Genomic DNA, 21,608 nt, shown 5'->3' with positions numbered 1-21,608 from the left:
GGATCTGGCATGAGCCCGGACCGCAAGCGCCGTCCGCGCCCCGCAACCTCCGCCGAAGGGCGGCCGCTCCGACGGCGGGCGCACGCGATCGTCGAGGCGCTCCTTACGTCGGCCATGAGCCACGAGGAGCAGGTGGGGCTCGCGCGCACCGTGCTCAGGTCCGGCTCCCGCGAGGCGATCAACCGGCTCTTCGAGTACTTCCAGCGCTGCCAGGCCGAGACCCGGTGGGGAAGAGACAACCCCCTGCACGAGATCGCCGGGGCGATGCGCGTCCAGGCGATCCGGGCCCTCAGGGGCCCGCCCGGGCAACACAGCCGGAATCACAGGAGCGCGCTCCTCGTCCTGTGGGTAGCCGGTCGCCCAGGCGATGTTCCGCTCCTCGCGTCGCTCCTGGCAGCGCAGGATCCAGACGGCCTGGGTCGCGACCTCTTGCCGGTGCTCCAGCACGTCATTTCGGGCTACGAACCCAGCGATCCCCACCTCATTGCCGCGATCGAGCGGTTCATCGAGCGGGCGGCTTCGCTGCAGGACATCCACGCCGCGTCGCTCGTCCTCCGCGAGTACCGCGTTTCCGAGGCCGAGTCGGCGCTCCAGCGGGCCCTCGCCTCTCCGGATCCGTGGCGGCGCGCTCCCGTGATGGCGGCCCTGGTCGTCAGGAATCCAGGACAGCACTGGCACGTCGGCGAGGCGTTGCTGGCCGCGCTGAAGCTCGAAGCGCGGGCGGCGGAGACATGGGACAAGGATTCGGTCCAGAGGGCGCTCGCCGAGGCGCTCGACGGGGCCAAGGAAGCGTTCGAGTCCGGGGAGGAGGCCAGACTTCCCCCGGTTCCCGAGGCGTGGATCGAGGAGCTCGACAGCGTGCCCGACGAGGACTGCGCTGCGTTCCTCGATCGGCTTGGACGGGAGTTCACCCTGGATCAGGCGCTCCTGCTTCCGCGCCTCCAGACCGCCTCCCTCGCCCGGAAAAGGGCGCTGCTCCGGGCCCTCGGGGCCGTGGCGACCGGCGGAACCCCGTTCTTTCATGCGGTATGGCCTTTCACCTCCGATCCTGACGAGGAGATCGCGGCGCTGGCCATCGCCGCGTGCGGGGCCACGCGCTCGGATCAGGCGAGGATGCGGCTGACGGCGAGGCTCATGGGCGCGATCGCGAGAGGCGATGCCGCCGCAGCAAGGCCGCTCCTGACCGGCCTACGCGGCTGTCTCTACGACGGCGCGGTGTGGAGCGCGGCGCTGTCCCTGTCGTGTGAGATCGCCCGGAGGCTGGCGATCGAAGGCATCGAGCACGCCGCCGTCCTGCGCGGGCCGGCGATCGAGCTGCTGAACGAGGCTGCGAGGCGCGAGAGCAACGAGGCGCTTCGTCGGCGGATGGCCCGGCTTCTCAGGGATCGCTGACCCAGGCAATGGCGGCGGGGGCGTCTACAGCCATCGCCATCGCCCGCCATCGCCCGTGACGTGGTTGGGTCCCGCGCAGCCATCGCCATCGCCCGTGACGTGGTTGGGTCCCGCGCAGCCATCGCCATCGTCCGTGACGTGGTTGGGTCCCGCGACGCCCGTGACGTGGTTGGGTCCCGCGGCGCCCGTGACGTGGTTGGGTCCCGCGGGGTCCCGCGACGCGAGGGACCGCGCGGACGTGGCGCTAGCGCCCCGCGGGATCGTGCACACGCCCCTCGGTTGGAGGCGTCGGCCCGGAGGGCGTCTCCAGCACGAGCTCGCCGCCGTGGGTCAGCACGTGCCAGCGCGCGTCCCGCGGCTCGGGCGACGGGGACCCCAGCCTTCCCTGGACGTCCGGCGCAGGATTTGGACGCACGCGGAACCGCACCCGCCCGTCCCGCATCTCCATCAGCGTCAGGTCCTGGTCGACATCCACGTCGCGCGCCAAGGTGAGCGCCGGCTGCCCTGGGCGATCCAGCGACACATCGAGGCGTCCGCCGGCCGAGTCCGTCGGCGAGCTCGCGATGAGCGCCGCGCCCCCGGGAGCTGGAAGCGCCGCGACGCCGTCCGGCGCCGTGACCCGGCGCCACGCCTGCGGTGCCCCGAGCGGCAGCGGGCTTCGCACGAGCGCCTGCAGCGGCTCGCGCTGCCGGGCGCTTGCGGGCGGCGTCGGCTCGAGCAGGAGCAGCGTGCCATCCGGCGCTGCGGCGATCCACTTGAGGGCCTCGGCCGGGGTCGCCTGGCTCCCCTCCGCGTGCCATGCACCTTGCGCGCCCCGCACGAAGAGGACCGCGCCCCCGCTGCCTCCGCGGCAGATCAGCACGCCGATGCCGGCCGCGTTGTGCAGCGCGACCGGCTGCGGGCACCCCTCGGGCGCCGCGACGGGCGTCACGTTGCTCGCGATGTGGTCGACGACCGCGAACGTCGGTGGCCGCGTGAGGTGCGCGGCGCAGGCGCTGCCGGGCGGTCGCGCGCTCGTCGGTTCGCATATCCCGTCGCCGAACGTCGCGATCCGTGTGCGCGTCGGCTGTGGCCGCGGCGTGGCGCTTTCGAGCAGGCAAAGCGCCCCTCCGCACGAGTCGCCAGCCGGGCCCACGAGTCCGATACCGCCCACCATGCCCTCGTCGTCGCTTTTGCACGGCGGCTCCCGCCCGACCGCGGTGTTGCCGCGTCGGGGCGGCTCGGGCGCTGGCGGGACGACGGACGAGCGGAACGAGCCGACCTCGATGGCGCGGATCGCGGGGGAGAGGTGCAGCGCGACGCCCAACGGGGGTCGGGCGTAAAGGCCAGCAGCGGCCCTGGTCCACGCCTGGCCGTCGCGGCTCAGCACGGCGGGGCAGCTCGCATTGCCGTTCCAGATCCAGGATCCCGCTCGCTCGATCGATCGCGGCTGGAACGCAGATCGCTTCCAGGTCTGCCCGCGATCCAGCGAGAGGAACGTGTCGGGCGCCGCCGGCTGCTGGCCGCGCGCCGGCGCCTGGACCACGGCCGCGAGCACGCCGTCGGGTCGCACGAGCACCGCGCGCACCGTCTTGCCGGGCGCAACCACGGTCGAGGTGAAGCTGCGGCCCTCGTCGGCGGAGACGCTGACGCGCTCTCCCGCCGCGGCCGCGATGAGGGTGCCGGCGGCGTCCCAGGCCGTCGCGCCAGGCACGCTGCTACGCGGCACGAAGCCTTCCGGCCTCAGTGCATCGCGGACGCCGGCAGCGCGGTGGAGCACGCCCTCCGGCGTGGCCCCATAGAGCGTGTCGATCTGCGGGCCGGCAACGCCAACCCAGGTGAAGTGAGCGGGCAGCTTCAGGGGGCCGACGACGCCAAGCTTCTCGTCGACCGCGAAGGCTCCGCCCGCGGGGTCGGCGCCGCCTTCCTTCGCCGCGAAGATCGCGACGTGCTCGCCGAGGGCGATCTCGGTGTGCTCGCGGAACGGGTCCCGACCGGCCCTCGCCCGCTCCTGCTCTCCGAGGGGCGGCTCGACCCAGGTTGCCGGCGGGATCGCGGCGATCGGCAACGTCAGCGGGGCCGAGGGATCCACGGCCGGCGCGCCAGCGGCGCGCGCGGGCGCTTCCAGCGGGGCGGGGGGGATGGCGACCCAAGCCGGCGCGAGCGCCGCGGGGGCCGACCCGGCGGCGGGACCACACGAAGCGACGAGAAGCAGGAGGGGGAGGAGCGCGAGCCGCGAAGCCATCATGCAGGGAGGGTCTCCTGGGCCACCCTTACCAGGCTCGCCGACGGGGATCACCAGGCGGGCGCTCGCGGTGCTCCTCGCTCGCCATCGCCACGGCCATCTGCTGACCTGGACTCGTGCGCACACCGCGAACGCCGAGCCCTGTGAGCCCATGCGGCGAACGAGCCGCTGGCGGCGCCCGCTCGTAATGCTCCTTCGGTGCCTGTGGCGTCGGAGCGGGGGATCCAGTCAATGACGAGCAACCTCGAGGCCGGTGGGGGCCAAGAGGGTCGCGGGATGCCTGGAGGCGTCCTCGCGCGAGGCGCGCCGTGACTGCCACCCTTCTTCCGGGGATCTCCTGAAGATCGCGTCGAGCAGCACGCCGGCGAGGCGGCCGACCTCCGGGACCTCCCTGGCCCGGGGGCGCGGCAGATCGACCGCGACGCTCTCCACGATGCGCCCCTCGTCGAACACCAGCACGCGATCACCGAGCAGGACCGCCTCCTCCACGTCGTGCGTCACCAGGATGGCCGTGAAGCGGCGCTGCGCCCACAGCGACTCGACAAGGCGTTGCGCCCCGATCCGCGTCAGGGCGTCGAGCGCGCCGAACGGCTCGTCGAGCAGCAACACCTTCGGGTCGTGCACGAGCGCGCGCGCGAGGGCGACCCGCTGTCGCTGACCTCCCGAGAGCACGCCCGGGTAGTCGTTCAGCCGATCTCCGAGCCCGACCCGGTCGAGCACGTCGCGCGCACGCGCGTCGCGCCCTCTCGGCCCGCCGATGCACGTGTTCTCCAGCACCGTGCGCCAGGGCAGCAGCCGGGGCTCCTGGAAGACGACGCGCACGGCCTCGCGCGCTGCGACCTCCCTCGACGTCAGGACGCGCGCCGCGCCGCGCGTCGGCTGCTCGAGGCCGCACAGCACGCGGAGCAGCGTGCTCTTGCCCGAGCCGCTCCGCCCGACGATCGTCACGAACTCGCCAGGGCGGATGTCGAGCTCGATGCCCGAGAGCGCGAGTCGGTCACCGTACCGCTTGTCGACCTGCTCCAGCACGACGCGCGCGCCGGCGGTTTGATCGCCCGAACCGCTCATTCGCTCACCTCGCGTCGAGCCGCTGCAGCGGCGGCTGCCACGGTAGGAGTCGGCGCTCGAGCCACCGCGCCAGGGAGTCGGCCAGCTTGCCGAGCAGGGCCCAGAGCACGATCGTGAGCACCAGGAGATCCATCTGCATGAACTCGCGGGCGTTCATCGCGACATAGCCCAGGCCCTGGCTCGCGCCGAGGGTCTCCGCGACGATGAGCACGAGCCACGAGAGCCCGAGCGCGAAGCGCAAACCGACGAGGATCGAGGGGAGCGCGCCAGGGAAGATGACCTCGCGGTAAAGCGCGAACCCCCGCACGTCGTAGACCTGCGCCATCTCGATGAGCTGCGGATCCACGCTGCGCACCCCGTGGAACGTGTTCAGGTAGACGGGGAACAGCACCGTGATCGCGACGATGAAGAGCTTCGCTGTCTCGCCGAGCCCGAACCACAGGATCACGAGCGGCACGAGCGCCAGCGCGGGGATCGCCCGGAGCATCTGCAGCGGTCCGTCGATGACCAGCTGGAGCGGGCGCGAGAGCCCCGTCCCGAGGCCGAGCGCGAGCCCGACGACGGCGCCGACGACGAGCCCGCCGACGGCCCGCAGCGCGCTCACGCCGAGGTGCGCGGGCAGCTCGCCGCTCCTCGTGGCGCCCGCCGCGGCGACCAGCACCTCCACGGGCGACGGCAGCAGGCTCTTCGGGATGATCTGCAGCCGCGACAGGACCTCCCAGAGGATCACGAGGGCCAGCGGGGCCAGCCAGGGCGCGATGCGCACGCCCAGCCCGCGCACCGCGCCGCCGCCCAGCGCTTCAGCAGCCGTCATCGCGCGCCTCCGCTCGCGGCGCCCGGCAGGAGCGCCTCCTCGATGCGGATGTCGCGCGGGATGATCGCGAGCTTGTGGAACGTATCGGCGATGGCTTGCTGCCTTTGCACGATCTCGGGCGTGATCGGCAGTATCTGGAACGCGCGCCGGTGCTCGGACCGCAGGAATGCCTCGTACGAGATCCCTGAAGATTTCGCGAGGATCTGCGAGGCTTCCTCGCGGTGCCCGTCCTCCCAGGCGCTCAGCGCGCGGTACTCGTCGAACACGATCTGCAAGAGCGCCTGTTGCGCTTCAGCGAACTCTCGCCGCACGACGTAGAAGAGGCGGTTGTCGACGAGCCCCTCGCCGTCCTGGAGGACACGGGCCCCGGCGAGCTCGGCCGCTGCCAGGAACGGATCCCAGATCACCCAGGCATCGACATTGCCGCCCTCGAACGCGGTCCGCGCGTCAGCGGGCGCGAGGAAGACGACCTGGATGTCGTCCAGCGTCAGCCCGGCGCTCTCGAGGGCTCGAACCAGGAGGTAATGGACGTTGGAGCCGCGGTTGAGGGCGACGCGTTTGCCCTTCAAGGCTGCGAGCGTGCGGATCGGAGAGTCCTTCTTGACGACGATCGCCTCGGCCTTGGGCGCCGGCGCGTCGCTGGCGGCATAGACGAAGGGCACGCCGCCCGCCTGCGCGAACACCGGCGGCGTCTCGCCGACGTGGCCGACGTCCACGGCGCCCGCGCGCATCGCCTCGAGCAGCGGAGGACCGGCTTGAAACTCGACCCACTCGGCGCGGGCGTTCCTCGCCTCGAGCGCCTTCGTCAGGGCCTCCGCGCGCTCCTTGAGGAGAAACGGCGTGCCGATCTTCTGGTACCCCAGCCGCACCACCACCGCCGTCCGCGTGTCCTCGGCCGCCTGCCCGGCGTTCGCCGCCTTCTCGCCCGTGGCGCCCGCCTCGCCGCCGTCGCGGCCGCACCCGAGCAGCAACAAGCTCGAGAGAGCTGCGCAGCCCAGCAGCGCGGAGCGGGCCGTCGTGAACGAGATGTACCTGATCATGAGGGCTCTTTCGCCTCCTCTACAACCCACGTCAGCACGTAAGGATGATATTTATGATGTAAAATTGCATCTGTGACGGATGCGTGGTGTAAACCTCGGTCCAGCAGCCGCTGTGCCAGGTCGAGGCGTGGCGCTCCGCCGGGGAGGACCCGTGGAGGAGCGGTCGATTGCTGATTCAGCAGCAGTCGATCAGCAGTTTGTGTTGCTGGAGCAGCAGCGGCGGCACCGCGGCATGCCCGGCGAAGTTCCCTGGCGCCGTGGGCCCCAGCGCGCAGCGGCGCGCGGTGCGGATCGTGCCCTCGCGCGCCTGACCCGGCGAATCACGGGCGAGGAGCTTCTCCATCGATGAACGTCTTCTGGTTTCTCCCGACGCACGGGGACGGCCGCTACCTTGGCACCGCCGAGGGCGCGCGCCCCGTCACGCTCCCATATCTTCGTCAGATTGCGCAGGCCGCCGACGACCTCGGCTATCACGGCGTGCTGGTCCCCACCGGGCGGTCGTGCGAGGACGCCTGGGCGGTGGCGTCGGCCATGATCCCGCTGACGCAGAGGCTTCGCTTCCTCGTCGCCGTGCGGCCGGGCGTCGTGTCGCCCACGTGGGCCGCCCGCATGGCGTCCACGGTCGATCGCCTGTCCGACGGCCGCCTGCTCGTCAACGTCGTGACCGGCGGCGATCCGGCGGAGTCCGAGGGGGATGGCGTCTTTTTGAAGCACGACGAGCGGTACGTCGTCACCGACGAGTTCCTCGGCATCTGGCGGCGCGTCATGGCCGGCGAGACGGTCGACTTCACGGGGCAGCACCTGCGCGTGAAGGGCGCGAAGATCCTCTTTCCACCGCTCCAGGCGCCGCACCCGCCGCTCTACTTCGGGGGATCGTCGCCCGCGGCGCACGCGCTCGCGGCGCGCCACATCGACGTCTACCTGACCTGGGGAGAGCCTCCGGCCGCCGTGGCCGAGAAGATCGCGGACATGCGCCGCCGCGCGGCCGCGGAGCAGCGCACGGTGCGCTTCGGGATCCGCCTTCACGTCATCGTCCGCGAGACGGCCGAGGCGGCGTGGGCCGCCGCGAACGACCTGATCCGGCACCTCGACGACCGCACCATCGCCGCGGCGCAGCAGGCCTTCGGGCGCCTCGACTCCGAGGGGCAACGCCGCATGGCGGCGCTGCACAAGGGGCGGCGCGATGCGCTCGAGGTGAGCCCGAACCTCTGGGCCGGCGTCGGGCTCGTCCGCGGCGGCGCCGGGACGGCGCTCGTGGGCGACGCAGATACAGTCGCGCGCCGCATGAAGGAGTACGCGGAGCTCGGGATCGAGACGTTCATCCTGTCGGGGTACCCGCACCTCGAAGAGGCCTATCGGGTCGCCGAGCTGCTCTTCCCGCGGCTCCCCGTCGAGCGGAGGGCCGCAGGCGTCAGCCCGAACCTCACGGGGCCGTTCGGCGAGATCATCGCCAACGACATCGTCCCGCACCGATCGCAGAGCTGAGGCGGAAGGCCCCGTCCCGAGACGTCATTCGAGCTCCTCGGGATCGGCGTTATCGAGGGCGCGCCGCAGGAGATCGAGGTCGCTCATCGCCCTCTCGATGCACGACGCAAAGGCATCGAGGAGGGCCGGGTCGGGGCTGTCGATGAACGCGTTGTCGCCCTCGCCATCGATGACGAACTCTCCCTCGATCGGCGGCTCGGCCAGCCTGGCGAGCGATCGGAGCACGGCGATCCACGTGTAACCGCCGCCTTGCAGCCCGCGCTCGTCGAACAGCGCGTGGACCTCGGGCGGGGCGTCGGCGACGACGAGGAAGTGGCGACCGTCGTCGTAGGTTCCGCGGGTGAGGTACTCCATCGACGATCACCTTGTCAGATAGGCCTCCCAGGTTCCAGGCTCGCGGGCGGCCGGTCGATCCAGATCGAGGCTCCCCGTGTTGTCGGCGTGGGCTTCGCTGCCGACATCTCGGCTGCCACGTGGGAGACGATGGGCGCGGCCATCGAACTCCCGTCTATCGTCTATGTGAATTAAATTACAAATGTGCCCCATCTAAAAAACGACGGGACCGCCACAGATCGCGTGAAGGATGGGCTCGCTCACCTGCATTCAAGGAGTGTGCAGCGCTCCTCGATGACGATGACCAGCGCACGGCGCCCGCCGTGCCCTGGCTCATCGCCCCAGAGACGGGCGCGCGCAGGCTATCGCAGGACGGTCAACTCGATGCGTTGTTGATGCCGTGCTGTCATGGCAGCGCGGGAGCGGCGACGCGCGCTCAGAGATGATCCTGCGCGCTTGATCTGCTCATCAGGCAGGGCGCGGCGTTCTCCCGCGCTCGCCTGGACTCCGTCGCTCTTCGTCCGCGAGCGTCCCCCGGGGGCGTAGCTCGTCACCGTGATCGTTTCCAGGAGGTCTCATGTTGTCCAAGCGTTCGAGGTCGAGGTGTTCGGTGCGCTCAGGGGCTGGTCTTGGCTCCGCCTGGGCGTGGTGGTCGGCGCGAAGCGCCGCGCTGGCCACGCTCGCGCTCCTTCCTGCCGCGTGCTCGGACCTCGGGCCGGAGGACGGCGGACTGGCCGAGCCCGGCGAGCTTCTGGATCTCGCGGAGAGCGAGACCGCCGAGGCCGCCCAGGAGGTCATGCTGCCGTTCGCGATCGATCCGCGGAAGTCGCTCATCGTCACGGACGTCGACATCGTGTCCCAGTTCTCCCTGCAGCAGGTCCTGCAGCAGCTGATCACCCAGTCGGGCGTCACGGGCCTGACGCCCCTCACGCTGTTCCGTAGCTTCATGGACACCCACCGGACAGGTGCGACCGGGCTCTTCTCCGTCCCGCACTGTGATGATACGGCGGCCAACACCGCGGATATTTACCCCCCGGGCGCCTCGAACCCACCCACCGGCTCGATCAACGGGTGGCCGGTCCTCTGCCCGCGTGCTGTAGGGAACGAATCCGCGAGTGATCCTTTCGCGGATCCGAACGCCGACAGCGCGTACATGGCCACGACCCTCACGAACCGCTTCGACCTCGCCCCGCCGGACGGCTCCAATTGCGGGGAGTACCGGATCGTCTTCGCGAGGCGCGGCGGCCGCCTCGATGCGAACAGCCTCCAGCGGAACTTCATCATCTTCGAGGCCCGGCTGCCCAACCCGAACCCGAGCCTCGGCCGGCAAGGTTGCTCCTCGGTCGTCGACTTCTGGCTGAACCAGTCGAATCCCGCGAAGAGCGTGGCGACGCGGACGAACGAGCTCCTGAACTTCTACTTCAATGGCCTGGATGGGTTCGAGCCCGTCATCCACATCGACCACTACGGCCACGCTCCCGGGGCCGAGCACGGCCAGATTCGAACCAACGATTTCCTGAATGGCTCGTTGCCGGTGGGGGCCTGGTCGCTCCGTGAGTTCAGGCTCGTCCACGGCACCAGCACCCCCTCGCTGAAGATCACCCCGTCCTTCGTCAAGGACAACCCGGCCGCGAGGGTCTTCTCGCCCGCCTCATCGAGCGATTGGCGGGTCAACAGCTTTCAGGGCACTCTCTTCCCGCAAATGGTGGAGCGGCTCGCCGCTGCCGACGATGTCAATCGCTTCGCTTACAAGTTCCCCATGACCAGCAATTACAACGGGGGGGAGAGCCTGATGATCCCCCTCCAGAACAACTACTTGAACGCGCTCGGGACCGGGGCGTCGACGCTGAGGAGCACTATCCAGGCGAAGCTCACCGCCATGGGTAGCTCGCTCACGCCGGACCAGATCGTCGGGCGCGCGCAGGCCCTCTCGTGCTCGGGGTGTCACGAGCCGGCGGACCGCAACGGCGCCGGGACGAGCAACTTCGATGTCGGCCTGTCTGCTCCGTTCCCGACCACGCTGGTCTTCACCCACACCTCCGAGAAGACGGAGCCGATCGACTCGAACAACCCGAACGGCCCAAGACGCTTCCTTATCTCGCCGGCCCTCATCAACGTGTTCCTCCCGTTCCGCCAGCAGGTGATGACCGACTACCTCCTCAACGACCCGGTCCTCGGGTTCGAGACGCCGGGCGCGTGGACCTCGCCGCAGACCTCCCTCCCGCTCCACACGGGCCGAGTGAGAGAGGGCATCTCGTCGCTGGAGGTCCGGACGCCGGCCTCGATCACCGAGATCGTCAGCCCGAGCTTCGGCACCTCGGCCCTGCTGCCGGTCGGCGACAGGATCAAGCTCGAGCTCTTCGTGTCCGTCGTCCAGCCGAACCCGAGCTCGATCGGCACCCTCGAGGCGCGGATCGAGATCCCGTCCGCCGGCATCCCCGAGCAGTCGGTCGGGGTGGTCGGGCTCGATGGCCTCACCCGGGGCGCATTCAACACCGTCGCGTTCCCGCAGCTCCCCGGGAACATCGTGAGCGCGCTCCTCGCAGCGCCGAGCGACGTGAAGCTGAAGTTCAGATTCGCCGTGACCCCGATGACCCCCACGTCCGGTTCCTACTACATGGACAAGGTTCGATTCGAGAACTGATCCGCGCCGCGCCCTCGTGAACGGGGCGTCTGGCTCTCGCCACGCGCGGCTCTTCCGGCGGTCTCCGCTCAGGTCTGCGCAAGCTCGCCGCCGGAACAGCCCGCCTCAGGAGGTCAGCGACGCCGAGCGCTCCCCGGGCTGACCGATGGCAACCCGAGCTCCTGCCGGCCGCTGCGTCGCGACAAACACCCCGAGCCCGAGCACGAGCGTGGCGGCGACCCCGATCACCGGGAAGTACTCCATCCATGTCGCCTCGGCGCCATCGGGTCGCGGCCAGGCGATGTTCGCGATGAGCGCGACCCCCCAGACCACGGCCGCGGCGTTCAGCGCGAGCCCGGCCCGGCCGAGGGAGAACACCCCGGCCGGCGCCCCGGCGAGGCCCGGCCACCCGCGCAGACGGCGGAGGAGCATCCCCGCCGTCACGACCAGGTACGAGAGGTTCACGAGGAGCACGGCCGTCTCCGTGATGAGCACGAAGAGCTGCGCCTCGCCGTAGTTCACGACGAGCATGCCGCACGCGAGCGCGCCGACCACGATCGCCGGGGCGACGGGCGTCTTCGTGCGCGGTGACACGCGCGACAGCGCCGGCGCACACGGCAGCGCGCCGTCCCGCGCCATCGAGAAGGCCAGGCGCGAGGCGCCGGTCTGGATCGCCAGCGTGCAGACGCACACGGCCAGCGCCACGTCGACAAGGAAGACCTTGCCCAGCGTCGGGCCGAGCGCGCCGACGACCACGTAGGCGAGGCCCTCCGTGGCGAGGCGGCCGTCGGTCAGGCTCGGCGCGGCCATCAGCGCTGCGAGGAGGAGCAGCGCGCCGCCCACCCCGGAGGCCACGACGGCCTTCAGGATCGCCCTTGGCACGATCCGCCGCGGGTTCTGGGTCTCCTCGGCCAGCGAGCCGGCTGAGTCGAAGCCGTACAGCACGTACGCTGGCATGAGCGCGGCCGCGAGCAGGCCCGCCACCCCCGTTCCCAGCGACGACGGCGGGCCGTAGATGGGCTCCAGCACCACCCCGGGGCCGCGCACCGCGCTCAGGAACAGCGCCACGAGCAGCAGCGCGACGCCGCCGAGCTCCGCCATCACGCCGACGTCGTTGACCCAGGCCATCACCTTCACCCCGGCCATGTTGATCGCCGTCGTCAGCACGATGAGCCCCGCGCCGAGCACCACGGCGTTCGCGGCGCCGTCGCGCGACGTGAGCGACGGGTCGCCTCCAAGGAACTGGAACCCGCTCCAAACGCTCGGCAAGATCGCTTGCAGCGCGATGGCCGCCGCGGCGACGCTCACGACGTCGCCGATGAGCTTCAGCCAGCCCGCGAGCCACCCCGGAGCGCCGCCCCAGACGCGGCGCCCCCACGGGTACACCGAGCCGGCCACGGGGTAGCGCGAGCCCATTTCGGCGAGGTTGAGCGCGACGGCGAGCTGGCCGAGGAAGACGACCGGCCACGTCCAGAAGAACCGGGTCCCGCCGAAGGCGTACCCGATCACGAAGAGCTGGAAGACCGTCGTGAGGATCGAGACGTAGGAGAAGCCCGCGGCGAAGGCGGACAGGCTGCCCAGGTCCCGCCGGAGCTCCTGGCGGTAGCCGAGGCGGGCGAGGTCGTCGGCGTCGCCGCGATCCTCCGCGACGAGCGCCGATGCCGGTGCGGCGGTCGAGATCGGGTCACGCATCGGCCGACACCCCCACGAGCGGCTGGCCCGCGCTGACCATCTGGCCCGGGCGGCAGCCAATCCAGCCGACCGCTCCGGCCACGTCGGCCACCACGGGGAACTCCATCTTCATCGCCTCGAGCACGGCCACGCGCTGGCCCGCCTCGACGCGCTGCCCCTCCGCCACGTCGACCTTCCACACGCACGCGGTGAGCGGCGCCGTCACCGGCAGCACCCCGGCCGGGAGGGCGTCCTCGGCGGCGGTCGACGCGCCCTCGAGCCGGGCGCCCGCGCGGCGCACGCGGTCGAACTCGCCGTCCGCCTCCCAGCGGGCGCGCTCGGCGTCGAACGCCGCCCGCTGCCGCGCCTGCGCCGCGCGGATGGGCCCGGCGTTGTCGGCGAGGAAGCGGTGGTGCTCGCCCAGGTCGAACGTGGTCTCCTCGATGCGCACCTCGCCGCGCCCGGCCACCATGTCGGCGCGGAGCTCGAGCAGCTCCTTCGCCGACACGAGGTGGAAGCGGAGCTGGTCGAAGAAGCGCAGGAGCCAGGGCCGCTCGCGCGTCGTCTGCCGGAACGGCCGGTGGCGGCTCCAGACCGGCACGGTGCGGCCGAGGAACTGGTACCCGCCCGGCCCCTCCATGCCGTAGATGCACAGGTACGCGCCGCCGATGCCGACGGCGTTCTCGGGCGTCCACGTGCGCGCCGGGTTGTACTTGGTCGTGACCATCCGGTGGCGCGGATCGATCGGCGTCGCGACCGGCGCGCCGAGGTACACGTCGCCGAGGCCGAGCACGAGGTAGCTCGCCGCGAGGAAGAGCTCCTGGACCGCCGCGATGTCCGGCAGCCCGTTGACCCGGCGGATGAACTCCAGGTTGCTCGGGCACCAGGGCGCGTCGTCGCGGACCGCGCGCATGTAGCGCTCGATCGCCTCGCGCGTCGCCGGGTCGTCCCAGCTGAGCGGCATGTGGACGACGCGGCTCGGGATGCGGACCTCGGCCTGGGCGGGCAGGTCGGCCTCGACCTCGCGGAGCAGGTCGAGGGCCTTGGCCACGGTGAGGCGCGCGCCGTCGACGTGCACCTGGAGGGAGCGGATCCCGGGCGTCAGGTCGACGACGCCGGGTATGCGGAGCTCCTCGAGCCGCGTCATGAGCAGGTGCGCGCGCACGCGCAGGTCGATGTCGAGCACCGGCGGGCCGAACTCGACGAGCACGTAGCGGTCGCCGCTCTGGCGGAAGACCACCGCGGGCCGGTCGTCGCGCGCCGGCACGCGCCCCAGCACGGGCTCGCCGCGCGGTCGCCGCGGCGCGGCCGGCGTCGCGGGAGCCGCGAGCGGCGCGGGCGCCAGCGCGGCCCTCGCCGCGACCGGGGTTGCGCCGTTCGCTCTGGCCGCGAGCGGCGCGGGCGCCTCCCTCGTGGCTCCGCCGCGCAGGGCCACGAGCGCCTCGCACCGCTGCGCCAGCGCGTCGGCCTCCGCGGGCACGATCGACCGGAACCGCACCTTGTCGCCGGCGCTCAGCTGGCCGAGCTTCCACCGCTCGGCCGCAGCGACCGTGAGCGGACAGACGAAGCCGCCCAGGCTCGGGCCGTCGGGGCCGAGGATGACGGGCATGTCGCCGGTGAGGTCGACAGCGCCGATCCCGTAGGCGTTGTCGTGGAGGTTCGAGGGGTGCAGCCCTGCCTCGCCGCCGTCGGTGCGCGCCCATTTCGGCGCGGGGCCGACGAGGCGGACGCCGGTGCGGGCCGAGTGGTAGTGGACCTCCCACTCGGTCTCGTAGAAGTGCTCGATCCCGTCGCGCGTGAGGAAGTCCGGCGCGCCGTGCGGCCCGTCGAGCACGGCGAGCTCCCAGGACCTGCCGATCTCCGGCCGGGCCTCGGGCGGCAGCGCGCCGGGGTCGAGGGAGGGGTCGACCTCCTCGCCGAGGCGCAGCACGTCGCCGGGGCGGAGCGGCCTGCCGGCGTGGCCGCCGAAGCCGCCGAGGGTGAACGTGGCGCGGCTGCCGAGGTGCGCCGGCACATCGATGCCGCCGCGGATGAGCAGGTAGGCGCGCGCGCCCGGCCCCCGCACCGGCCCGCAGGCCACGGTGGCGCCCGGCGCGACCTCGACCGGCGTCCACGGCGCAACCTCGGTGCCGTTGACGAGCACGCGCATCGCGGCGCCCGCGGCGCACACGACGGCGCGCCGGTGGAAGACCAGCGTGGGGCCGTGCACCTCGCACTCGAGCCCCGCGGCGCCACCGGGGTTGCCCACGACGCGGTTGCCGAGCCGGAACGACAGGTCGTCCATCGGCCCGCTCGGCGGGACGCCGACCGACCACAGGCCGAGGCGCCCGGGCCAGTCCTGCACGGTCACCGCGCCCGGCGAGGCGGTCACCTCGATCGTCGGCGGGCGGAACGGCAGCGACGCGAACGTGCCCGTGTGGTGCCGGACCCCGCGGAAATCGGGGTGATCGAGCGCGACCGCGACCCACTCCCGGTTGGTCTCGATCCCGCCGATCCGGGTCTCCTCGACGGCGCCGCGCAGCGCCGCGACGGCCGCGGCCCGGTCCGCGCCGTGCACGAGGAGCTTGGCGAGCAGCGGATCGTAGAGCGCGGAGACCTCGGTGCCGGTCTCGACCCACCCGTCGACCCGCACGCCCCCGCCCTCGGGGGTGCGAACCTCGGTGAGCAGGCCTGCGCTCGGCAGGAACCCCCGCGCCGGGTCCTCGGCGTAGAGGCGGGCCTCGATCGCGTGGCCGCGGAGCGCCGGGTCGCCGCCGGCGAAGAACGCGGTGTCGCCCGCGGCGATGCGCAGCATCCACTCCACCAGGTCGACGCCGGTGCAGAGCTCGGTCACGCCGTGCTCGACCTGGAGGCGCGTGTTGACCTCGAGGAAGTAATGCTCGGCGCGGGCCGGATCGACGAGGAACTCGACCGTACCCACGTTGCGGTAGGCGACCTTCGCGGCGAGGGCGCGGGCCGACTCGGCGAGGGCGGAGCGCAGCCGCGGCGGCAGGTCGGGCGCGGGCGCCTCCTCGAGGACCTTCTGGTTGCGGCGCTGGACCGAGCAGTCGCGATCGCCGAGGACGAGCACGTTCCCGCGGCCGTCGCCGGCGATCTGGACCTCGACGTGCCTGGGTGCGTCGAGGAAGCGCTCGAGGAACACCTCGCCCGAGCCGAAGTTCGAGCGGGCGAGGCGCTGGACCCGCTCGAACGCGGCGGGGAGCTCCGCCGGCCTGTCGCAGCGGGCCATGCCGATGCCGCCGCCCCCGGCGCTCGCCTTGAGCAGCACGGGGTAGCCGATGGCCGCGGCCTCGGCGGCGGCGTGGTCCGCGTCCCGGAGCACGCCGGTGCCCGGCAGGAGCGGCACGCCCGCCTCGACGGCGATCTCCCGTGCCCGGTGCTTGCTCCCGAAGGCCTCCATCTGGCCTGGCGTCGGGCCGATGAAGACGATGCCCGCGTCCTCGATGGCGCGCGCGAAGTCCTCGGACTCGCTCAGGAAACCGTAACCTGGGTGGACCGCATCAGCGCCGGCGCGACGGGCGGCGTCGAGCACGGCGTCGATGCGGAGGTAGCTCTCGGCGGGGGTCTGGCCGCCGAGGCGGACGGCGTGGTCGGCGAGCCGCACGTGGAGGGCGGCGCGGTCGGCGTCGGAGAACACGGCGACCGACGCGACGCCGAGGCGCTTCAGGGTACGGATGATCCGGCACGCGATCTCGCCGCGGTTGGCGACGAGGACGCGGCGGAAGGGCGGGGTCATGGCGCTCATGGCCGCACCACCACCGCGCGGATCGGGGTCGGGTTGAACGCGTTGCAGGGGTTGTTGATCTGCGGGCAGTTCGAGACGAGCAGCAGCAGGTCGAGCTCGGCCCGCAGGTCGACGTGTTTGCCGGGCGCGGAGAGGCCGTCGACGATGCCGAGGGTGCCGTCGGCCTCGACGGGCACGTTCATGAACCAGTTGATGTTGCCGACGAGGTCGCGCTTTCCGAGGCCGTAGGGCGTAGCGGCGAGGAGGAAGTTCTCGACACAGGCGTGCTGGTGCTTGGTGTGGTGGCCGTAGCGGACGGTGTTCGACTCGCACGAGCAGGCGCCGCCCGAGGTGTCGTGGCGGCCGCAGGTGTCGTCGATGAGGGTCATCATCACGCGGCCGCGGTTGGAGCGGAGCCGCGCGCCGGTGGTCAGGAAGATGTTGCGCTGGGCGACGAGGGTATCGGCGGCGCTGTAGCGCTCGGCGGTGTCGGCGAGGACGTAGGCGAGGAAGTCGACGGCCTGGTTGCCCTCGAGGTCGATGACGCGGAGGATCTCGCCGGCGCGGACGATCTTGGCCCACGGCGCGCGCGCCGGGACGATCTCGTCGGAGACGAGGGCGCCGGACAGCCCGGCGAGGGCGGGGTCGCGCAGGGCGGCGACCGGCTTTCCGGGGGTGGCGGCGGGGCTCATCGCGCGCCTCCTGCCCGGAGGCCGAGCGCGAGCTCCTCGGCGGTGTTCTCGAAGGCGCGGCGCGCCTCGGGGGTGGCGTTGCGCACGGGGTCGTCGTCGGCGGGGGGGCGGCCGCGCCATGCGGTCACGCGGACCTTGCCGGCGCGGTAGGTCGGGCGCGGGTCGAGGCGGTGCGGCACGACGGCGACGCTGACGAGGACGTCCTGCTCGGCGCGGAGCAGCACGTGGGCGCCCGGCCGGGAGGAGTCGGGCAGGAAGGTGACGGCGCCGTCGGCCTCGATGCGGACGCCCTTGAAGAGGTTGATGGCCGTGGGCAGGTCCCGCTCGGCAAGGCCGTGCTTGGCGAGGGCGAGGAGGAGCCGCTCGCGGCCGGAGCGGAGGGCGCCGCCGTGGGCGTCGCTGCCGTGGCGGGACTCGATCTCTCCCGGGAGCGAGGTGCCGCAGAAGGTGTCGTGGCGGCCCGCGGTGTCCTCGAGGAGGGAGGCGAGGACGCGCCCCATGTCCGAGAGGAGCAGGTAGCCGGGGCCGGGATAGGCCTGCCACTGGAGCTTCACGGTGTCGGGGAGGCAGAGCCGCTCGATGGGGCGGTCCGCGCGGTGGAGCACGAGGGCGACGCAGGTGTCGCCCTCGAGGTCGACGAGCCGGAGCCGGCTGCCGACGGGGAGCGTGCGTGCCGCGTAACCGCCGGCGCCGAGGGTCTCCTCCCAGAGGACGTCGCGCGCTTCGACGCCCGCCGGCGGATCGCCGATCGACGTGCTCGGTACGGTGGGTTGCGTCTCGACGACGCTGCCTTCCTGGGCGCGCGCGTGCTTGCGCGCGGCGTACGTTGTGGCCGTTTCAGACATCGACCGCCTCACTTTCGATAGAGAATCGAAACTACGGGCCGACTATCCGGGGCCAGGGTTTCCAGGCTGTTTCGCGGGGGTAAAATGCAGGGCGCGCGCGCTTTTTCCTGGAAGTGTTGAATTTTCTTGATGGCAGTGTGGGTGGTGGATTGGATGAAGAGCGGATGGCGCAGGGGGGCGAGCGCGGAGCCGATTGACGCGCGGGAGGGCGAGGCGGCATGAGGGCGCGGCGGCGATCGCGCGGCTGCGCGAGGGCCACCCCCGGCGATGATGATGAAGACAGAGATGGCTCCTCCCGCGAAGACCGACGGCAAGCACGGCGTCGAAGGAAGGCAGCAGGCGGAAGCGGGGCGGAACGCCGGAGGCGAGCAGAAGGCCGAGGGGAGCCCGCGCCGCATGGGCCGGCCGCGCAAGGCGCCGCAGCGGAGCGATCTCGCGCCGCGGGAGCAGATTCTGCAGGTGGCGGGCCGGCTGTTTGCCGAGCGGGGGGTCGCCGAGGTGTCGATGCTGGAGGTCGCGCAGGCGGCGGGGCTCCGGCAGTCGTCGCTGTACTACTGGTTCCGGCGCAAGGAGCTGATCGTCGCGGAGATCCTGCAGCAGGTGAACCGGCTGCCGCTGTCGTACGCGCGGAGCCTGGAGGCGGCCGGCGAGACGGCGGACGTGCAGCTATGGCGCTTCGTGCGCTTCGACGTGCAGACGGTGTGCGGGTTTCCCCTGGAGATCACGGAGATCCACCGCTTCAGCGAGCGGGATCCGGCGGCGTTCGCGACGTACTGGGCCGAGCGGCGCGCGCTGACCGAGGCCGTGGCCGCGATGGTGGGGCGCGGGATGGGGGAGGGGAGGTTCCGCGAGGTGGACGCCTACCTGTGCGCGCTGACGGTGCTGGCCCAGGACGAGAGCGTGCAGAACTGGTGCCGTCCCGAGGGAGGAGGGCGCCTGCATCCGCTCGCGGCCAGCGATCCGGCGGCGGTGGGCTACGGGCCGGAGCAGATCGCGGAGCTCGTCGCGGATCAGACGGTCGGCGGGCTGCTGGTGCGGCCGTCGAGGCTCGCGGCGCTCCGGAGGAAGGCCGGGGGAGCCGACCGAGGTTGAGGCGACCCGACCGAGGTTGGGGCGACCCGACCGAGGTTGAGGCGACCCGACCGAGGTTGAGCGGACCCGACCGAGGTTGAGCGGACCCGACCGAGGTTGAGCGGACCCGACCGAGGTTGAGCGGACCCGACCGAGGTTGAGCGGACCCGACCGAGGTTGAGCGGACCCGACCGAGGTTGAGCGGACCCGACCGAGGTTGAGTGGACCCGACCCAGGTTGGGACGCCGGGGATTGCAGGCGACCCGACCCAGGTTGAGGCGACCCGACCCAGGTTGGGATCGCCGGGGCGCTCAGAGCGGGTTGAAAGGCGCGAGCCCCGGGAGGTCCTTCGGCTTGCGCCCTCCGGCGCCGACCGCCGGGACCTCCTTGATCTTCTCGCGAGCACGCCCCGTGCCGTCATCCACCACGGTCCATTCGTTCCAGAAGTGACCGTCGACGACGAACAGCTGCGGGTGATCGAATGGCGCCTCCTCGAACCGGACCCGCTCGTCCGTGAGCGTCGCCAGGAACGCCACGAGCGCCTTCTTCTCATCTTCCGTCAGCCCGAGCGGCTGAATGTTCGGAGCGAGGTTCGTCCCGTTGGGCCCGAACCCAGTCGTGTCCCCACCCTCCCGTTCGCGCCGGCCGCCGCCAGCGTTGTAAAATTCGACGACTTGCCGCAGCGTCAGCGCGCCTCCGTTGTGGAAATAGGGGCCCGTCAGCTCGACGTTCCGGAGCGTCGGGACCTTGAACGCGCCGTCGACCGTATCGCGCTCGCCCGGCGCGATCGGCACGCCTGGATCGACCTCGAACGACGCCGGGTCGATGTGGAATACGTCCGGGGCGCCCTCGCCCGCAGCCAGCAGCTTCCCTTGCCGCGTGAACGAGAACGGATGACCGAAGGCATCGACCCCTCCGACGCCGAGGTCCTCCTCGGTCGGCCGAACGCCAATGTTGTAATAGCCCCTGTCGTAGAGCGCGGCGCCGCCGTCCCCGACCGGCATCCGCGAGATCAAACCGCCCACCTGCGCCTCGCGCTGCAGGCGGGTGGCGGCGTTGGTGAACTCGGGACCATGGTGGCAGTTGCTGCACCTGCCCTTGCCCTGGAAGATCGCGAGCCCCGCGCGCTCCTCGTCGCTCAGGGCCGCGCTGTCCCCGTCGGCAAAGCGATCGAACCGGCTGTTGTCGGACACGAGCGTGGCCTCGTAGAGCTGCATGGCGAGACCAAAGAAGAGCGAGAAGTTCGCTTCCACGAGCGACCGATCGCCGACGCGCTGGTCCGATCGCCAATATGCGTCCACGAAGGCCCCTTCGACGAGCTCCCCATACGACGGAGCGAGCCCTTTCCCGCTCGAATCGCGGAGCTCGCCGAGGATGCTGTCCGTGGGGTCCACGATCTGGCCAGCGAGCGGCTTGCGTGCCAAGAGCTTCGCGGCAATGTCAGCGTACGTCCTCCCCTCACACGACATCTCGAAGGGGTTGATCGGCGGGCCCACGGCCTGAGATGCGAGGCTCGAGTTCTCCAGGTCGACCTTCTCGGGGACCAGGATGCTGTCGCGCACGGCGTGGACGGCGGCGTCCGGATCTCGCCTGCCGAACGGGTTCACTCCGTTGAAATGGTTGCTCGCGCGTCCGTCCCAGAAGTTGCGGAAGTTGAACACCGCGTTGATGACGGTGGGCGTCTGCCGCGGCTCGACGCGCCGCACGTTCACCCCTTGCACCTGGAAGACGTCCGGCAGCACCGTGCAGTCGTCCGTCGCGCTCTCGGGCACGATGCTGTTGAATCGAGCGTGGAACACCCCCTGCGAAGAGATGATGTCGTCTGCATCTGCGGGGAAGTCGCGGCGGAAAGTCCAGTCGCCCGCCACGAGCGCGTAGTTCGGTCCGCCCTTCCCGTCCGACCTCGTGGCTTCGAACCGCGTGCGCCGCTCGGGATCCTGGTTGTTGAGCCCGGGGTTGATCTGGTTTCTCTTGCGGTGGTCGGCGCCGGCGTGGAAGTGGCACGTCGCGCACGCCACGCCGTCGCTGCCGACCTGCATGTCCCAGAACAGCGCCTTTCCGAGGGCGACGGCCATCTGCCTGCTCTTGACGTACCGGGACAGCTCGCTCGGCTCAGGGATGGGAACGCCTCGGAGCGAGCCGAGGGAAGGCGGCGGAGCGGCTGGCGCGGGCGTCGCGCCGTCGTCCGGCGGATCCGACGGCGGCGAGTCACCGCCTCCGGGCGCGACCGGCGACGAAGACCCGCCGTCCCCGAGCGACGAAGACCCACCGCCCCCGAGCGACGATGAGCCGCCGTCCCCGAGCGACGAAGACCCACCGCCCCCGAGCGACGAAGACGGTCCGGGCCTTGCGCATCCCGAGCACGGAGGCTCGCGTCCCTCGGGCCAGCAGCCGGTGGTTGACGATAGACCCATCAGGACGCCGAGGATCCACGCCCCGATCTCGCCGGTGCGCGGGTCTTCAGAACGAGCTCTAACCATCACGAGGAAGCCTCCTTCGCTGCTGCGCGAGTGAATGACAGGCGGCGCGAGCCAGCGTCCTCGCGGGACACCGCGGGTCGCCGGTATGTTCGTCCGTCCTGCGATGAGCGGATGTCGCGAGCGCCGACGCTCGACGGGGTTCCGCC

General features: G+C 71.7%; 15 protein-coding genes. 4 read left to right on the top strand and 11 right to left on the bottom strand.

What is annotated here, in order from left to right:
- Positions 1 to 9 precede the first annotated feature (9 nt).
- Positions 10 to 1,392: a hypothetical protein gene (locus WME79_RS27575; RefSeq protein WP_437520654.1), complete on the top strand. Its 1,383-nt coding sequence runs from the start codon at positions 10 to 12 to the stop codon at positions 1,390 to 1,392.
- A 244-nt stretch (positions 1,393 to 1,636) separates the two neighbouring features.
- Here WME79_RS27575 and WME79_RS27570 read toward each other — a convergent pair whose 3' ends face one another.
- The 5 genes from WME79_RS27570 to WME79_RS27550 all read right to left on the bottom strand — a co-directional run bounded on the left by WME79_RS27570 (position 1,637) and on the right by WME79_RS27550 (position 6,881).
- Entirely contained in the window at positions 1,637 to 3,619 is a 1,983-nt protein-coding gene (locus WME79_RS27570; RefSeq protein ID WP_437520652.1) for a hypothetical protein, read from the bottom strand.
- Positions 3,620 to 3,844: 225 nt separating this feature from the next.
- Positions 3,845 to 4,684, bottom strand: coding sequence for an ABC transporter ATP-binding protein (locus WME79_RS27565; RefSeq protein WP_437520650.1), 840 nt, complete (start codon positions 4,682 to 4,684; stop codon positions 3,845 to 3,847).
- A 4-nt stretch (positions 4,685 to 4,688) separates the two neighbouring features.
- Entirely contained in the window at positions 4,689 to 5,498 is an 810-nt protein-coding gene (locus WME79_RS27560) for an ABC transporter permease subunit (protein WP_437520648.1), read from the bottom strand.
- Positions 5,495 to 6,538, bottom strand: a complete 1,044-nt coding sequence (locus WME79_RS27555) for a sulfonate ABC transporter substrate-binding protein (RefSeq protein WP_437520647.1) — start codon at positions 6,536 to 6,538, stop codon at positions 5,495 to 5,497. The genes WME79_RS27560 and WME79_RS27555 overlap by 4 nt, the downstream gene beginning before the upstream one ends.
- A gap of 175 nt (positions 6,539 to 6,713) precedes the next feature.
- Positions 6,714 to 6,881, bottom strand: coding sequence for a hypothetical protein (locus WME79_RS27550; RefSeq protein ID WP_437520646.1), 168 nt, complete (start codon positions 6,879 to 6,881; stop codon positions 6,714 to 6,716).
- Positions 6,882 to 6,883: 2 nt separating this feature from the next.
- Here WME79_RS27550 and ssuD point away from each other — a divergent pair, with 2 nt between their 5' ends.
- Positions 6,884 to 8,023, top strand: coding sequence for an FMNH2-dependent alkanesulfonate monooxygenase (gene ssuD, locus WME79_RS27545; protein WP_437520644.1), 1,140 nt, complete (start codon positions 6,884 to 6,886; stop codon positions 8,021 to 8,023).
- 24 nt (positions 8,024 to 8,047) lie between these two features.
- Here ssuD and WME79_RS27540 read toward each other — a convergent pair whose 3' ends face one another.
- Positions 8,048 to 8,377 carry an Imm51 family immunity protein gene (locus WME79_RS27540; RefSeq protein WP_437520642.1) on the bottom strand — a complete coding sequence of 110 codons (330 nt, stop codon included), beginning with the start codon at positions 8,375 to 8,377 and terminating at the stop codon, positions 8,048 to 8,050.
- 589 nt (positions 8,378 to 8,966) lie between these two features.
- Here WME79_RS27540 and WME79_RS27535 point away from each other — a divergent pair.
- The gene (locus tag WME79_RS27535; RefSeq protein WP_437520641.1) at positions 8,967 to 11,000 is read left to right on the top strand and encodes a hypothetical protein; all 2,034 of its coding nucleotides are present in this window, start codon (positions 8,967 to 8,969) and stop codon (positions 10,998 to 11,000) included.
- 105 nt (positions 11,001 to 11,105) lie between these two features.
- Here WME79_RS27535 and WME79_RS27530 read toward each other — a convergent pair whose 3' ends face one another.
- From WME79_RS27530 to WME79_RS27515, 4 genes are read right to left on the bottom strand one after another with little or no spacing between them, the layout of a single operon-like run.
- Positions 11,106 to 12,671, bottom strand: a complete 1,566-nt coding sequence (locus WME79_RS27530) for an APC family permease (protein ID WP_437520640.1) — start codon at positions 12,669 to 12,671, stop codon at positions 11,106 to 11,108.
- Positions 12,664 to 16,395, bottom strand: a complete 3,732-nt coding sequence (gene uca, locus WME79_RS27525) for an urea carboxylase (RefSeq protein WP_437520638.1) — start codon at positions 16,393 to 16,395, stop codon at positions 12,664 to 12,666. The genes WME79_RS27530 and uca overlap by 8 nt, the downstream gene beginning before the upstream one ends.
- Positions 16,392 to 17,066 (bottom strand): urea amidolyase associated protein UAAP2, encoded by a 675-nt coding sequence (locus WME79_RS27520; protein ID WP_437520636.1) that lies wholly within the window; start codon positions 17,064 to 17,066, stop codon positions 16,392 to 16,394. The genes uca and WME79_RS27520 overlap by 4 nt, the downstream gene beginning before the upstream one ends.
- Positions 17,063 to 17,911 carry an urea amidolyase associated protein UAAP1 gene (locus WME79_RS27515; protein ID WP_437520635.1) on the bottom strand — a complete coding sequence of 283 codons (849 nt, stop codon included), beginning with the start codon at positions 17,909 to 17,911 and terminating at the stop codon, positions 17,063 to 17,065. Before WME79_RS27515 ends, WME79_RS27520 begins: the two co-directional genes overlap by 4 nt.
- 285 nt (positions 17,912 to 18,196) lie before the next feature.
- On the opposite strand from WME79_RS27515, the gene WME79_RS27510 reads away from it, so the two are divergent.
- Positions 18,197 to 19,003 (top strand): TetR/AcrR family transcriptional regulator, encoded by an 807-nt coding sequence (locus WME79_RS27510; protein WP_437520634.1) that lies wholly within the window; start codon positions 18,197 to 18,199, stop codon positions 19,001 to 19,003.
- Between the two features lie 290 nt (positions 19,004 to 19,293).
- Here the strand turns inward: WME79_RS27510 and WME79_RS27505 are convergent, their stop codons facing one another.
- Positions 19,294 to 21,057 carry a cytochrome-c peroxidase gene (locus tag WME79_RS27505; RefSeq protein WP_437520632.1) on the bottom strand — a complete coding sequence of 588 codons (1,764 nt, stop codon included), beginning with the start codon at positions 21,055 to 21,057 and terminating at the stop codon, positions 19,294 to 19,296.
- Positions 21,058 to 21,608 lie beyond the last annotated feature (551 nt).

The organism is Sorangium sp. So ce726 (assembly GCF_051521405.1).
Classification (GTDB): domain Bacteria; phylum Myxococcota_A; class Polyangia; order Polyangiales; family Polyangiaceae; genus Sorangium.
The sequence above is the reverse complement of the archived record's forward strand: the minus strand, read 5'-3'. Positions and strand labels throughout refer to the sequence as shown.